This window comes from Streptomyces sp. NPDC111507, from assembly GCF_055638955.1.
This window is the reverse complement of record NZ_JBVKBU010000011.1, coordinates 198,852-212,848: the sequence shown is the minus strand read 5'-3', so window position 1 is coordinate 212,848 and position 13,997 is coordinate 198,852. Positions and strand designations below refer to the sequence as shown.

10 protein-coding genes and 2 tRNA genes are annotated in these 13,997 nt (G+C 70.8%); 10 read left to right on the top strand and 2 right to left on the bottom strand.

Features of this window, described 5'->3' with window-relative positions; translation table 11 throughout:
• Positions 1–45 precede the first annotated feature (45 nt).
• The 6 genes from ACZ7M2_RS35385 (at position 46) to ACZ7M2_RS35360 (ending at position 8,124) form a co-directional block, all read left to right on the top strand.
• Positions 46–120: transfer RNA gene (locus ACZ7M2_RS35385), tRNA-Val, on the top strand.
• A gap of 1,434 nt (positions 121–1,554) precedes the next feature.
• Complete coding sequence (locus ACZ7M2_RS35380; protein ID WP_471598764.1) at positions 1,555–2,844, top strand: ABC transporter substrate-binding protein; 1,290 nt, start codon at positions 1,555–1,557, stop codon at positions 2,842–2,844.
• An 11-nt stretch (positions 2,845–2,855) separates the two neighbouring features.
• Entirely contained in the window at positions 2,856–3,812 is a 957-nt protein-coding gene (locus tag ACZ7M2_RS35375) for a carbohydrate ABC transporter permease (protein WP_470051236.1), read from the top strand.
• Positions 3,809–4,681, top strand: a complete 873-nt coding sequence (locus ACZ7M2_RS35370) for a carbohydrate ABC transporter permease (protein WP_075027582.1) — start codon at positions 3,809–3,811, stop codon at positions 4,679–4,681. Before ACZ7M2_RS35375 ends, ACZ7M2_RS35370 begins: the two co-directional genes overlap by 4 nt.
• 1 nt (position 4,682) lies before the next feature.
• The gene (locus tag ACZ7M2_RS35365) at positions 4,683–5,312 is read left to right on the top strand and encodes a hypothetical protein (protein ID WP_471598763.1); all 630 of its coding nucleotides are present in this window, start codon (positions 4,683–4,685) and stop codon (positions 5,310–5,312) included.
• A 79-nt stretch (positions 5,313–5,391) separates the two neighbouring features.
• Positions 5,392–8,124 (top strand): exo-rhamnogalacturonan lyase family protein, encoded by a 2,733-nt coding sequence (locus ACZ7M2_RS35360; RefSeq protein WP_471598762.1) that lies wholly within the window; start codon positions 5,392–5,394, stop codon positions 8,122–8,124.
• A gap of 10 nt (positions 8,125–8,134) precedes the next feature.
• On the opposite strand, the gene ACZ7M2_RS35355 is transcribed toward ACZ7M2_RS35360, so the two are convergent.
• Positions 8,135–10,525: an SCO7613 C-terminal domain-containing membrane protein gene (locus ACZ7M2_RS35355; RefSeq protein WP_471598761.1), complete on the bottom strand. Its 2,391-nt coding sequence runs from the start codon at positions 10,523–10,525 to the stop codon at positions 8,135–8,137.
• Between the two features lie 90 nt (positions 10,526–10,615).
• On the opposite strand from ACZ7M2_RS35355, the gene ACZ7M2_RS35350 reads away from it, so the two are divergent.
• Both ACZ7M2_RS35350 and ACZ7M2_RS35345 read left to right on the top strand, forming a co-directional pair.
• Positions 10,616–11,062, top strand: coding sequence for an SRPBCC family protein (locus tag ACZ7M2_RS35350; protein ID WP_382176056.1), 447 nt, complete (start codon positions 10,616–10,618; stop codon positions 11,060–11,062).
• A gap of 62 nt (positions 11,063–11,124) precedes the next feature.
• Positions 11,125–11,196, top strand: a tRNA-Val gene (locus ACZ7M2_RS35345).
• 56 nt (positions 11,197–11,252) lie between these two features.
• On the opposite strand, the gene ACZ7M2_RS35340 is transcribed toward ACZ7M2_RS35345, so the two are convergent.
• Entirely contained in the window at positions 11,253–11,978 is a 726-nt protein-coding gene (locus tag ACZ7M2_RS35340; RefSeq protein WP_471598760.1) for an exonuclease domain-containing protein, read from the bottom strand.
• A gap of 170 nt (positions 11,979–12,148) precedes the next feature.
• Here ACZ7M2_RS35340 and ACZ7M2_RS35335 point away from each other — a divergent pair, with 170 nt between their 5' ends.
• Positions 12,149–12,715 carry a DUF4365 domain-containing protein gene (locus tag ACZ7M2_RS35335; protein WP_054233932.1) on the top strand — a complete coding sequence of 189 codons (567 nt, stop codon included), beginning with the start codon at positions 12,149–12,151 and terminating at the stop codon, positions 12,713–12,715.
• A complete protein-coding gene (locus ACZ7M2_RS35330; RefSeq protein WP_095855761.1) occupies positions 12,712–13,938 on the top strand; it encodes a hypothetical protein in 1,227 nt (408 codons plus the stop codon). Before ACZ7M2_RS35335 ends, ACZ7M2_RS35330 begins: the two co-directional genes overlap by 4 nt.
• The last annotated feature ends 59 nt before the right edge of the window (positions 13,939–13,997 follow it).

The following is a 13,997-nucleotide window of genomic DNA, read 5'->3' as shown; positions in this document are numbered from 1 at the left end:
TGGTCGGAGCCACCCCTGGCATGGGGTAATGTTCTCCCTGCGCCCGGGCGATTAGCTCAGCGGGAGAGCGCTTCGTTCACACCGAAGAGGTCACTGGTTCGATCCCAGTATCGCCCACCAGCACGACAGGCGACCCAGTTCCACGCATCATGTGGGCAGGGTCGCCTTCGTCATTTCCGCACCACCCCGCAGGGGCGGGAGGGTGCGCCGACGGCACCGACGGACCCTACTCCGCGGCGGTGTCAGAACCGGTGGCGGTCCCCGCGCGGGCGCCGGATTCAGGGCCGGAGTCACGGTCGCAGCCGCCATCGGAATCGGCGCCCCGCTCGGACCCAGCCCCGCCCACGCTCCCGACCACCCTCCGCACACGGACGCCGCGGGAGCGGTAAACCTCTCTCAAGCCGCTGACCTCAGTAGATGCCCGTCCCTCCAGGGGGCGCCCGGCCGGACCTCCGCCCTACACCGGTGGTGTCCCGTCATGTGGTCCAGCCACGCGGCTCCGCTCGCCCATCCGGCACCGGGCGTCGGCCGGACCGCCGCGCAGCTGTCCACGCTGCTCGCGGGCATCGCCGCCGGGATGCGGTGCGACGTCGGGCGCGTTGCGGGGAGTGACCTGGGGAGCCTTGAGCCACGCGTAGCTACTCCGCACAGCTCCTCCGCATCGCGGCCGGCGCCCCCGCACCGACCCGCCGACCAGGGCGAACGCCGGACCGACGCGAGCAGGCCGCCGTCGGGGCGCGCATCGAGCGGTCCGCGTCGCGGGGCGCCCCACGCAGACCCGCCGACCAGGGCGTCGGCCGGACCGACGCGAGCGAGCCGCCGTTCGCGCCAGCTGTCCCGCATCGCGGCCCGCGCCTCCTGTACCGACCCGCCGACCAGGGCGAACGCCGGACCGACGCGAGCGAGCCGCCGTTCGCGCCAGCTGTCCCGCATCGCGGCCCGCGCCCCGGCACCGACCCGCCGACCAGGGCGAACACCCGACCAACCCGAGCAAGCCGCCGTCGGGACGCCCGCCAACCGCCCCCGTCGGCGCGACCCGCCCAGGCCTGTGTCCAGACACCTACCAGGGCCCCGTCCAGACCCACCAGGGCCCCATCCGGGCCCCCCGAGCCCCCGAAGCCCACCCCCTGCCCACCTCTCCGCCCTCTCCGCCCTCTCCGTCCCCATCAACCCCATCCACACGTACGTCAGTTCGAACATCACCCCCTCGCGAAGACCCACCCCCAACCCCCTCACTCTCGGTCCGCCCACCCCTCCTCCGCCCCCGCCCCGCCCCGCATCCCCACCCGCACGGCACTTGTTTTCGGCCCGGCCCCTCGCTCGCCCGACCCACCGTTTCCCGTTCGAAACTCCGACCGCACGCCCCGGACCTGCGCATTCAGGCGCCCCCGCGGGAGCGGCACCCCCAACACTCGTCGCCACGCGGCCGAACCGCGTCACATCAATTCCTGTCCGAATCATTGACGCGCCTGGAAGCCCTCCGTACCTTGTGCCAGCAAGCGCTTACTTGAAACGATTCATGCAGGTGGCAACGACGTCGCGGGAGGCCCGACTGTGGGTAACAACGGGAGTGTTGAGAGGCGTACGGTCCTCAAGGCGGCCGGAGCTTCACTGGCCACGCTGGGGCTGGCCGCGACGACGGGCTGCGGCGGGGACAGCGGCAGTTCCGGGGACGGGACGGTCACGATCCGGTACGCCTGGTGGGGTGCCGACGAGCGGGCGAAGAGGATCAACCAGTCCATCGCGCTCTTCGAGAAGAAGTACCCGAAGATCAAGGTGAAGACCGACTTCCAGGATTACGTGGCCTTTTGGGAGAAGTTCCAGACCCAGGCCGCCGGTGGAAATCCCCCGGACGTATTCCAGAACGCGGTCGGATTCCTGCGGAAGTACGACAAGAGAGGCATCCTGCTCGACCTCAAGCCTCAGATAGACGCGGGAAATCTGAGCCTCGACAACTTCCGCGCCGGAGTCGAGAAGGTCGGTCAGGTCGACGGAAAGCAGCTCGGTATTCCGGTCGGATCCAACACCATGTCACTTGTCATCGACGAGAAGGTGTTTGAGAAGGCGGGCGTCAAGCCGAAGCAGGGATGGACCTGGGACGAGTACTTCGCTGCCCTGAAGAAGATCCACGACACCCAGAAGCTGCCCGGCGACACCGGCTACTTCAGCATCATGTACCTGTACGACCTCTACCTCCGCCAGAACGGCAAGGCGTTCTTCACCAAGGACGGACTCGGCTTCGACGAGGCCGACCTGACGGAGTGGTGGACGGACGGCTACAACCGCGTCAAGGCGGGCATCGTCACCGACCCCAAGCGGGTCGAGCAGGACAAGCCCAAGTCCTCGCTCTCGGCGGCCCATGGCGCCTCCGAGTTCACCTGGGACAACTTCACGGTCCGCTACACCGCCGAGGGCACCAGCACCTACGGCCTCGCGCCGATCCCGACCACCGACGGCAAGCAGACCGGTCAGTACCTCGCCTCCCTGATGCTGAGCGCCTCCGCCCGCACCAAGCACCCCAAGGAGGTCGCCCAGTTCATCAACTTCATGGTCCACGACCCCGAGGTCGGCAAGATCATGGGCTACGACCGGGGCATCCTCGCCACCACCGAGCAGTTCGACGCGTACAAGCCGTCTGACGCGCCCAACCAGGCGATCGCGAAGTACGAGACGGATGTCGCCGCGGCCGGAGTGCTCGGCACCATCACCCCGCACCCGGCGGGCGCCGACACCTGCGAGTCCGCCTTCCTGCGCATCGGCGGTGACATGTCGCAGGGCACGACGAAGGTCGCCGACGCGGTCAAGCAGTTCTTCTCCGAGGCGAAGACCGCCCTCGCCGCCTGATGGGAACCGCCGTGACGCTCGTCAAGGACTCTCCGCCCGACGCCCCGGAGATACGCCCCGAGGCCCCCGCCGCCAAAAAGCGGCGGGGGCGCCGGGAAAACCTCGCCGGCTATCTCTTCATGTCCCCGTGGATCGCGGGCTTCCTGCTGCTGACCGCGGGCCCGATGGCCGCCTCCCTCTACTTCGCGTTCACCGACTACAACCTCTTCAATTCGCCGAAGTGGATCGGCTTCGACAACTTCACCAAGATGTTCCACGATCCGCGGTGGCAGAAGTCGGTCGAGGTGACGGCCAAGTACGTCGTCATCGGCACCCCGCTCAAGCTGCTGCTCGCGCTCGGAGTGGCCCTGCTGCTCGCGCAGAGCCGACGGGGGCAGGCCTTCTACCGGGCCGCCTTCTACGCGCCTTCGCTCATCGGCGCGAGCGTCTCCGTCGGATTCGTGTGGCGCGCGCTCTTCTCCGACGACGCCATCGTGGACCGCACGCAGACGTTCCTCGGCTTCCACACGGGAGGCTGGGTCGGCGACCCGAACTGGGTGCTCTACAGCCTGGTCGCGCTCACCGTCTGGCAGTTCGGCGCCCCCATGGTGATCTTCCTCGCCGGACTCAAGCAGGTGCCGAGGGAACTGTACGAGGCCGCGGAGGTGGACGGCGCCGGACCGTTCCGCAGGTTCTGGAACATCACCCTGCCGATGATCTCGCCGGTGCTCTTCTTCAACGTGCTCCTGGAGACCATCCACTCCTTCCAGATCTTCGGCTCCGCCTACGTGGTCTCCAACACCCAGTGCGGACCGGCGGACGCCACGCTCGTCTACACCTGCTACCTGTACCAGAAGGGATTCAAGGAGTCCCAGATGGGCTTCGCGTCCGCCATGGCCTGGATGCTGCTGCTCGCCGTTGCGCTGGTGACGGCCGTCCTCTTCTGGTCCCAGAAGCGGTGGGTGCACTACGAGGAGGACGCCCGATGAGCACCACCCTGCGCAAGCCACTGGAGGTCGGTGGCCGCAAGCGTGCCGGCTCGCTGGTCTGGCACATCGGCGCGCTGCTGATCCTCGCGGTCGTCCTCTATCCCGTCATCTGGGTCATCGGCGCCTCGTTCAAGCCCAGCCGGGACATCATCGGCAGCCTGAACCTGTTCCCGACCAGCCCCGTCCTCGGCAACTTCAAGGGCCTGGCCGACGGCATCGCGGACATCTCGATCGCGACCTTCTTCCAGAACTCCCTCTTCTACGCGCTCGGTTCCGTCGTCGGCATCCTCATCTCCTGCTCGCTGACGGCCTACGCCTTCGCCAAGATCCGGTTCGCCGGGCGGAACCTGCTGTTCTCGCTCATGATCGGCACGCTCCTGCTTCCGTATCACGTGCTGCTCATCCCGCAGTACGTGATGTTCCAGAAGATGGAACTGGTCAACACCTACGTTCCGCTGCTGATCGGCAAGTACCTGGCCACCGAGGCGTTCTTCGTCTTCCTCATGGTCCAGTTCATGCGGAACCTGCCGCGCGAACTGGACGAGGCGGCCCGGCTCGACGGCTGTGGCCATCTGCGGATCTACTGGTCGATCGTGCTGCCGCTGTGCCGCCCCGCCCTCATCACGAGCGCGATCTTCACCTTCATCAATGCCTGGAACGACTTCATGGGCCCGCTGATCTACCTCAACGAGCCCAGCAAGTACACGGTCTCGCTCGGCATGATGATGTTCCGCGACCAGGAGGGCGTCGCCAACTACGGCGGCATGATCGCGATGTCCCTGGTCGCCCTGCTGCCCGTGCTCCTCTTCTTCCTCGCCTTCCAGCGCTACCTGATCGACGGTATGGCGACCTCCGGATTGAAGGGCTGAGATGGCTACCAGCCAGCTACGGGCGCGGGCGGAGCGGAAAAGGCGTGCGAAGGCGCGCAAGGCACCCCGCGAATCCGTCCTCGCCGAGCACTTCGCGGTGTTCGCGGAGTGTCTGCTCACCGGGGTGTGGATCGCGGTGGCCTCGCTGCCGCTGGTCACCTACCCCGCCGCGTTCGCGGCCGGTGCACGGCATCTTCGGCGGCGCACCTCCCACGAGGCGGGCGGTCTGCGGGAGTTCGTCGCCGACTTCCGGGCCGCCGTCCGGGGCGGCTGGATCGCCGGGGCCGCCGGCTGGGCCGCGGCCGCCGCGGTCTGGGTGGACGTCCAGGCCGTGCGCGCCGGTATCCCCGGCGGCCCGCTCGTCGGGGCCGTCGGTCTCTTCGCCCTGATCGGCCTCGCCGTGGCCGGGCTGCGCGCGGCGGCCGTCTGGGAGCCCGGCGCCTCCTGGCGGGCGCTGCTCGCGGAGGCAGGACGCCGTACGGTCCTCGATCCGGCCGGCTCGTTCCTGCTGGTGGGCGGACTGGCCGTCGTGGCCGCTTCCGCCCTGTTCATCGCGCCGCTTGCGGTCCCCGTCCTGGGGGCCGTCGCGGCGGCGGCCGTCGCCGTCGAGGCGCGCCACCGCCGCCGCTGAGCTCCTCGCAGGTCGGCGCCCCTGGCGCCGTACCTCGCTCTGTCATGCCCCTGACTTCCCCGCACGGAAAGGAAAGGCCATGTCTCCCATCCCCCGCAGGTCCCTGCTGAAGGCGGCCGCAGTCGCTGGAGCCGCCGCACAGTTCAGCTGGGCCCTGGGAAGCACGAACGCGCAGGCCGCCGCCAGATCCGAGGCCGCCGACACCGACCCCGTGACCCTGGACTGGCTGGAGGACGGCGCCCTCGGTGCCGCCCCCGGTTCCACCGTCGGCGTGCCCTGGCCCAAGGGCGCGTACCAGCAGGACCAGACCTTCGCGCTCACCGACGCCTCGGGCAAGGACGTGCCGGTGCAGTCCTGGCCGATCGCGTACTGGCCGGACGGCTCTCTCAAGTGGACGGCGCACGCCGTCAGTTCCGGCTCCGGGAAGCTCACGCTCGCCGCCGGTGCGCCCGCCGCCCCCGACAAGAAGGTGACCGTCGACAAGAGCGGCGGCACCATCGACATCTCGACCGGCGTCATCACCGCGAAGATCGGCAAGAGCGGCTCCACCCTCGTCAAATCGGTGAAGCGCGGCTCCACCGAGATCGCCAAGGACGGCCGACTGGTGCTGATCCGCCAGCCCGAGATCGAGGACGACGACCAGGGCGCCGAGAAGTACGAGCGGTTCGAGAGCGTCATCGCCGAGGTCACGGTCGAGCAGGAGGGCCCGGTCCGTGCCGTCGTCCGCATCGACGGCAAGCACCGCAAGGGCAGCCGCAGCTGGTTGCCGTTCTCGATCCGGCTGTACTTCTACGCCGGCGCCGACTCCTTCCGGATGGTGCACACCATCACCTTCGACGGGAAGCAGGAGCCGGGGAAGACGAGCGGCGACTTCATCCGCGGCCTCGGCGTCCGCTTCAACGTGCCGATGCGCGACGCGGCGTACGACCGGCACATCCGCATCGGCGGCGACGGCTCCGGTCTTCTGCGGGAGGCCGTGCAGGGCATCACCGGGCTGCGCCGCGACCCGGGCGCGGCCGTGCAGGCGGCTCAGTTCGCGGGCGAGAAGCTGCCCGACCCGTCCACCTGGGACCAGCGGGTGACGACCCGCCTCCAGTACATCCCCGAGTGGGGGGACTACACCCTCTCCCAGCTCTCCGCCGACGGCTTCACCCTGCGCAAGCGCACCAAGAAGGGCCACGGCTGGATCGGCGCGGGCGGTGGACACCGGGCGAGCGGGTTCGGCTACGTCGGCGGGGCGAGCGGCGGTCTCTCCTTCGGCCTCAGGGACTTCTGGGAGAAGTACCCGGCGCAGCTCGACATCCGCGACGCGGCGACCGACGAGGCCGAGGTCACCCTCTGGCTCTGGTCGCCCGAGGCGCAGCCCATGGACCTGCGCTTCTACCACGACGGCATGGGCCAGGACACCTACGCCGAGCAGCTCGAAGGCCTCAACATCACCTACGAGGACTACGAACCCGAGTTCGGCACCCCCTACGGCATCGCCCGTACCTCCGAACTCCTCTTCTGGGCCAACGAGTCGACTCCCACGCCCGAGACGCTCGCCGAACAGGTCGCGGCCGTACGTGTGTTGCCGCAGCTCGCCGCCCCGCCCAAGCAGCTCATCAAGTCCAAGGTCTTCGGCGGCCTCTTCTCCGAGCCGGACCGCTCCACCGCCGCCAAGGCGAAGATCGAGGACCACCTCGACTTCCTCTTCACCTATTACAAGGACCAGGTGGAGATGCGCCGTTGGTACGGCTTCTGGGACTACGGCGACTTCATGCACTCGTACGACACCGTGCGCCACCAGTGGCGCTACGACGTCGGCGGCTACGCCTGGGACAACTCCGAGCTGTCGCCCGACATCTGGCTCTGGATGGCCTATCTCCGCTCGGGCCGCTCGGACATCTTCCGTTTCGCCGAGGCGCTCACCCGGCACACCGGCGAGGTCGACGTCTACCACCTCGGCCAGTGGGCGGGCCTCGGCACCCGGCACGGTGTGCAGCACTACGCCGACAGCGCCAAACAGCAGCGCATCGCCAACACCACATACCGCCGCTATTACTACTACCTCACCGCCGACGAGCGCGTCGGCGACCTCATGCACGCCAACGTCGACTCCGACGAGACGTTCCTCGTCCTCGACCCGATCCGCAAGATCCGCACCGAGCCCTACACCCCCGACCGGCACGCCCTGTCCATCGGCTTCGGCACCGACTGGAGCGGTCTGGTCTCGGCCTGGCTCACGGAGTGGGAGCGCAAGGGCCCGAAGTGGGAAAAGGCCAAGGCGCGCGTGCTGTCGACGATGGAGACGATCGCCGCCCAGCCCAACGGCTTCGTCCAGGGCAGCGGGCTGTACGACCTCGACACCGGCAGGTTCGCCATCGCCTCCGCGCCGGTCGTCTCGGTCTCGCACCTCTCCGCCGTCTTCGGCCTCAACGAACTGTGCGCCGAGCTGATCGACCTGGTCGACGTGCCCAAGTTCAAGGAGGTCTACCTCGACTACTGCCGCTACTTCAACGCCACCAAGACCGAACAGGCGGCGCGCTACGGCTCCAACTTCGGCTCCCTGCTGCTGTTCCAGGGCCACTCGCGGCTCGACGCGTACGCCGCCGTCCAGACCGGCGACGCGACGCTCGCCAAGCGCGCGTGGACGAAGTTCTACAGCTCCGACGGCTACATGGAGTCCTCGCCCTGGAAGACCGAGCCGCTGAGCGGCCCGGTCACGCTGGTTCCCGGCAGCGAGGCCAGCTGGGTCAGCTCGAACGACAGCGCCCTGTACGGCCTCGCCGCCATCGAGAACCTGGCACTGCTCGGCGACAAGATGCCGTAGCCCCAGTCGGCTAGCGCATCCTCCCCAGTACCTCCCGCACGCGTCGCGCGTCCCGGATCCGCTGCTCGTACGTCGCACCGAGTGCGAGCAGCACCAGACCGGCGAGTGCGGGAGGCACCCAACGCGGCAGCGCCCCCGCCATCTGCACGAGGTACGGGGCGAGTTCGTGCAGGGCGTCCAGCGCGAGCACGCCAGCCCCGAGGACGAGCGGGGCCCGCAGCCGGTGCCGGGCACCGACGAGGGTGACCGCGAGGGCCGCGACTCCGAGCAGCAGGGGGCGCGGCCAGTCCGGGTCGATCCACGCCGTCAGGAGACTCGGCACGAGCGTGACGGACAGCCCCGCTCCGTACGCCGTCCAGGACGAGGTCAGCGGATCCTTGCGGCGCCCGAGCGCCCCCACCAGCAGCGCCGGGACGGTCACCGGCAGGGTGTACGCCTCGACGGAGCCGACGCCCCAGCACGCCAGCCGGACCCAGGCGGCCAGCACGAACAGGGCGGTGGCCGCGTAACCGACGGGCCGCCGGTCCTCGCGTACGGCGGTGCCCGCGGCGATCACCGCGCACAGGGCCAGGACCAGGGCGAGCAACGGCGGGTCGGACACCGCGAGCCCGACGGCGAGCAGCCCGGCGACGGCGCCCGTCACCTCGACGGGCACACGCGCGGGGGAGCCGGCGAGGCGTGCCGCGAGCAGGGCCGCGACGACCGGGACGAGGAGGACCAGCAGCGCGATGTACTGCGGCTGCCAGCCGAGGGACGCGCCTACGGCACAGGCCAGGGCGCTGGCGTACGTGAGGGCGGCGACCGGGGCGAGGCGCGAGCGCCCGGACACGGCGGCGAACAGCACGGTCAGCGCGGCGAGGACGCCGAGGGTCGTGCCCTCGGCGGCGAGGGAGAGGCACGCGAGGCTCCCCGAGCCGACAAGGGCCAGGAGGAAGAGGACCGGGCGCGGCTGCGCGGAGCGGGCGACGGACGCCAGTGCCGCCACGATCGTGAGTCCTTGTGCCGACATCCCTGCCCAGTAGGGGATGTCGAGGGCCGCGGGAAGGACGAGCACGGCCGCCCAGACGAGGGCCGACGCGCCGATCGTCGCGCTGGGGCGCCATCGCGTACCGCGGACGGCCAGGGCGAGGACGGCGGCGACGACCACGAGGACGAGCGGGGCCGTGGCCGCGTACGGAGGCCAGGGGAGGCCGTCGCTCGCGACCGCCTCGCGCGCGGTCGAGGGGGCCCCGGTCCAGACACGTCCCACCCAGGCCAACGGGCCCAGCAGGGCGACGGCGACCGGCGGCAGCGCCCACACCACCGTGACCGCCTGCACGGAGGCGGCCGCCAGGGCGAGGCCACGCCTCATCGGCTCGGGCAGCCGGGTGCGTACGGCCGCCAACAGGGCCACAGCGCAGACCAGGTACCCCGGAACCGTCCACTCGCCCGGCAGCGACGAGCGCGGGACGCCACCGAGCGCGGCGACCGTGAGCAGGCCGCCGGCCGAGGCGACCCAGGTGGCGACATTCGTGTCCGGCAGCCGCCAAGCCGCCGCCAGAGCGATCGCCGCGGCGAAGAGGAGGAGCGCCGCTGCACGGGCGACGGCGCTCGGACCGGTGGCCGTCCAGGACAGCCAGCCGGCCGCGAAGGAGCCCCAGCCGCCCAGGCCGTACGCGCCCACGGCGGCGACGAGACGTACGGACGGCACGGGCACCCGGAGCGCGAGGGCCGTGTCGAGCGCCGCCGTGACCAGCAGCGCGGCCGTCATGGCGGGGGCGCCCGCGTCGGCCGCGGCCGCCCAGAGGATCAGCGGGAGTTGCACGGCGGCCATCGCGGTGGGCAGGGGCAGGCGCAGCGTGAGCCGCGCGGGGGTGGCCGGTGCACCGGTCGGCCGGCGCGGCCCGCCGAGTGCGAGTCCGTACGTCGTCCACAGGGCCGCCAGCAGGGCCGACGCGATGGCCGCGTAGCCCCGGCCGTTCGTGTCGGGGAACGCGACCTCGTGCAGCGCGTACACGTCCAGGACCGTCAGTGCGAGTCCCAGCCCCGCCACGGCCTCCGCCGTCGAGCGCAGCCTGTGCCGGAGCAGGAGCACGGGTGAGCCGAGCGCGGCCAGCGTCACCGCGCCCAGCACCAGCGCCCGCCCGGCGATCCCCATCCGGCCCCAGCTGACCAGCGTGAACGCGATCGCTGCGATGGTCAGGAGGGTGCCGCCGAGGACGAGCAGCACGTTCTGGACGCGCGGCGCCGTGGTCTCGGGCCGGTGCAGGGGCGGGCGCGGGAGCGGCGGAGCCACGGGCGGCCGGAGCGCGGTGATCAGCCAGGCGCGGCGCGTCAGCAACAGGGCCCGGCGCGCGTCGAGTTGCCGCAGCTCGGTGTCCAGGAGCCGCAACTCCTCGGCCGGGGGCGGAAGGTGGGTCATATTCCAGGGAGTGTGGTCCCGGTCACCTTCTCCGGCATGAGTGCGCGTACTCATGCCGTACTCAGATGCCCGCTCGGGCAGACTCCGTCCATGGACTGGAGCCATTACCGCTTCCGCAGTGTGTGGGCCCTGCCCGCGCCGCCCGCCGAGGTCTACCCCGTTCTCGAACAGGCCGAGGACTACCCGCGCTGGTGGCCCCAGGTCCGTGAGGTGACCCGGATCGACGAGCGCAGCGGCACCATGCGCATCCGCTCGTTCCTGCCGTACGACCTGGTGTTCACGGCGCGCGAGCTGCGCCGTGACCCGGCGGCCGGGGTCCTGGAGATCGCGATGGCGGGCGACATCGACGGCTGGGCGCGCTGGACGCTCACCACCGCCGGGTCCGGCACCCGCGCCCAGTACGACCAGGAGGTCGACGTGAGCAAGCCGCTGCTGCGGCGGTTCGCGGTGCCGGGAAGGCCGGTGTTCCGCGCCAACCACGCCCTGATGATGCGCGCGGGACAGCGCGGACTGGCGGCCCGGCTCACGGGTGACTGACGGCTTACCTCGAAGCGGTTTGAACCACACCCGCAGGGACCTGTATTGTTCAGTGCGTTCCCGGGCGATTAGCTCAGTGGGAGAGCGCTTCGTTCACACCGAAGAGGTCACTGGTTCGAACCCAGTATCGCCCACCCGGAGAAGACCGGTCCGTCACAGGCGGACCGGTCTTTCGTTGTCCCGCGCGGGCTCAGGCCGCCGCCGGCAGTTCCGGACGCAGCGGCCACGCCGGATCCACCGCCTCCGGTGTACCGCTGCGCGCGAACCACGCCTGAAGGCCGCGCGCCTGTGCCGCGTGCCACACCGCCTGCAGGGTGTGCAGCTCGGCGGGGGAGAGCCGCTCCAGCCTGGTGGCGAAACGACGCCCCACCGCTCGTACGACCTCCATCGAGGCCAGTGCGTCCGCCGCCGCGTCGTGCGCGCCCTCCAGTACCACGTCGTAGTGCGCGCACAGGTCGGTCAGGGTGCGGCGGCCCTTGCGATAGCGGTCCAGATGTTTGTCCAGAACCCGCGGATCGAGCACACGCAGCGGCGCCGGATCGAACCACCGGTCGAGACTGGTGGCGCGATGACGGCGCAACTCCCGGTCCAGGAGCGTCAGATCGAACGGCGCGTTCATCACGACGAGCGGGCGGCCCGCCGCGGCCTGTTCGCCCAGCACCCTTGCTATCTCGTCCATCACCGGCGACGGCCAGCGGCCGTTGCGCTGAAGGTGTTCGTCTGTCAGCCCGTGCACCGCCGTCGCACCCGCGGGCACCGGCACTCCCGGGTTCACCAGCCAGCGGGTCACCCGGGGCCGGGAACCCGCGGCGTCCTGGACGACGACGGCGGCCGACACGATCCGGTCGGTCTCGACGTCCACGCCCGTGGTCTCCGTGTCGAACGCGGCCAAAGGGCCTTCGTACCAGCACGTCATACGTACACAACTCCTCGTTCACCCACGGCAGCTGACGCACCGTCTTCTGCCTGTTTGGTGATACCCGGGCTGTTTGCGCCGTACGCCGGAAGGAGACAACACAGGTACGGGTCTTTGCAGTTCAGCGGCCCGTCGCGGGGAATCACTTGGCTTGGAAGGCTGTTGGACTCATGGCACTCGCGCAGCCCGAGCGGGGCGGGCTGCTGCCCCAGCGGACGGCACCCCATCGCGGCACACTCGCCACCACCGCCTGCATGGAGACCTTGCAGGTGGGCTACTTGCACGCCGTCGCGGCCGCGGCGGGCTGTTCGCTGTCCCAGCCCTTTCCCGACAACGGCATCGACTGGCACGTCAGCCACAGTGCCCCCGGGCACACGGTCGACGACGAAGTCACCATCAAGGTGCAGCTCAAGTGCACGTATCAGATCCCGCCGAACCCACCCGGGCCCGCCTTCTCCTTCACGCTCGACAACGAGCACCTGGCGAAGCTCGCCCGCACCCCGGTCTCGGTGCACAAGATCCTGGTCGTGATGCTCGTGCCCAGGTCCCAGGACGACTGGCTGCGCGCCAGCCACGACCGCCTCGACCTGCGGCACTGCTGCTACTGGATCAACCTCGCCGGCCACGCGATCACCGGCCGGCGCCGGACCACCGTGCGTATACCGACCTCGCGCATCTTCGACGACAGGGCGCTCTGCGAGATCATGACGAGGGTCGGGACGGGAGGGAAACCTTGACACACCGCCCCATCGACTCCATCGGCGAACCGCTCCGGCCGGTCAGGCCGCACCCCGTCGAGTCCCACTGGACCGAGCCGCCCGAGCCGGGCCAGGTCGACCCCGCCGTCCTCAGCGCGCTGCTGCACCGCCACGGCTGGCAGCGCCGCGGCGGAGCGGCCGGACGGTACGGCCGGTGGACCCCACCCGGGCCCGGTGGCGGCGGCACGAGCCTGCTCGTGCCGGAGAACCGGGCCTTCCCCGACAGCGACGACCTCCTCGGCGAGGCGCTCCTCGCGCTCTCCCGCAGCGGTGCGCCGTCCGCGCGCGACGTGCTGGTCGCCCTCGCCGTGCCCAGCGACGAGATCCGCTGGTGGCGCGATGTGCCGACCGGACCCGTGGGCGCCACGTCCTGGAGCGTGGAGGAGCGGCTGCGCTCGGCCGCCCGCTCGATGCTGCTCGCCGCGGCGCTCGCCACACGCGCGCGTGCGGGCTATTACGGCGCCCGCCACCGCAGGCCCGCCGCCGCTTCCCTGGAGAACGTCCTTGTCGGCGCCGACCCCGGCGGGCGCCGGCTCACCGCCTTCGTACCCGTCGACACCGGCCGGCCGCTGTCCGTACGCCTGCACCAGGCGCTGTACGCCGCCCGCGAGGCCATCGACTACCAGCGGGCCACCGGCGGCATGGACGCCTTCGACGCGGCTGTCGAGGCGGGCGTCAGTCATGAACTCACCGAGGCCGTCGTCGCCCTCGTGCGCGGCACGGAGGGCGCCCGGATCGCCGTCGAGTGGGCGCCCGCGGCCGGGGTCCCCGAAGGCTGTGCGGCGCCCGACGAGGCCGTCGAGTTCTCGCCCGGCGACCTGCCCGTCCTGCGCGAGGCCGGGGCCCGCTATCTGCGCGCCGAGCCGTCCGTACCGGTGCGCCTCACCGGTGCCGTGGTGCGCATGCGCAGGTCCCAGCCGCGCGGCGAGGGCACCGTACGGCTGCGGGTGATCGCGGGAGCGGAGGTCCAGCACGTGCGCATGACGCTCGACGAGGAGGCGTACCGGATAGCGGGCCACGCCCATCTGGTGGGGCTGCCGGTGCGGGTGCTGGGGCGGCTGGAGAGCCGCGGCGGCTTCCGTAGGCTCACCGACGCCTCCGGGGTCGTACCGGTGCAGGTGGACGAGGCCGAGCGGGACCGGCTGATGAAGTCGCTCCAGGAGAACCTGGACTTCTTCGAGGAGGCGTGCAGCGGGGACTGAGGGCTTTGTGGAGCTTTGCCGGTAACCGTTTCGCGGAGGGTGCCCCGGGCTCGGTAGGA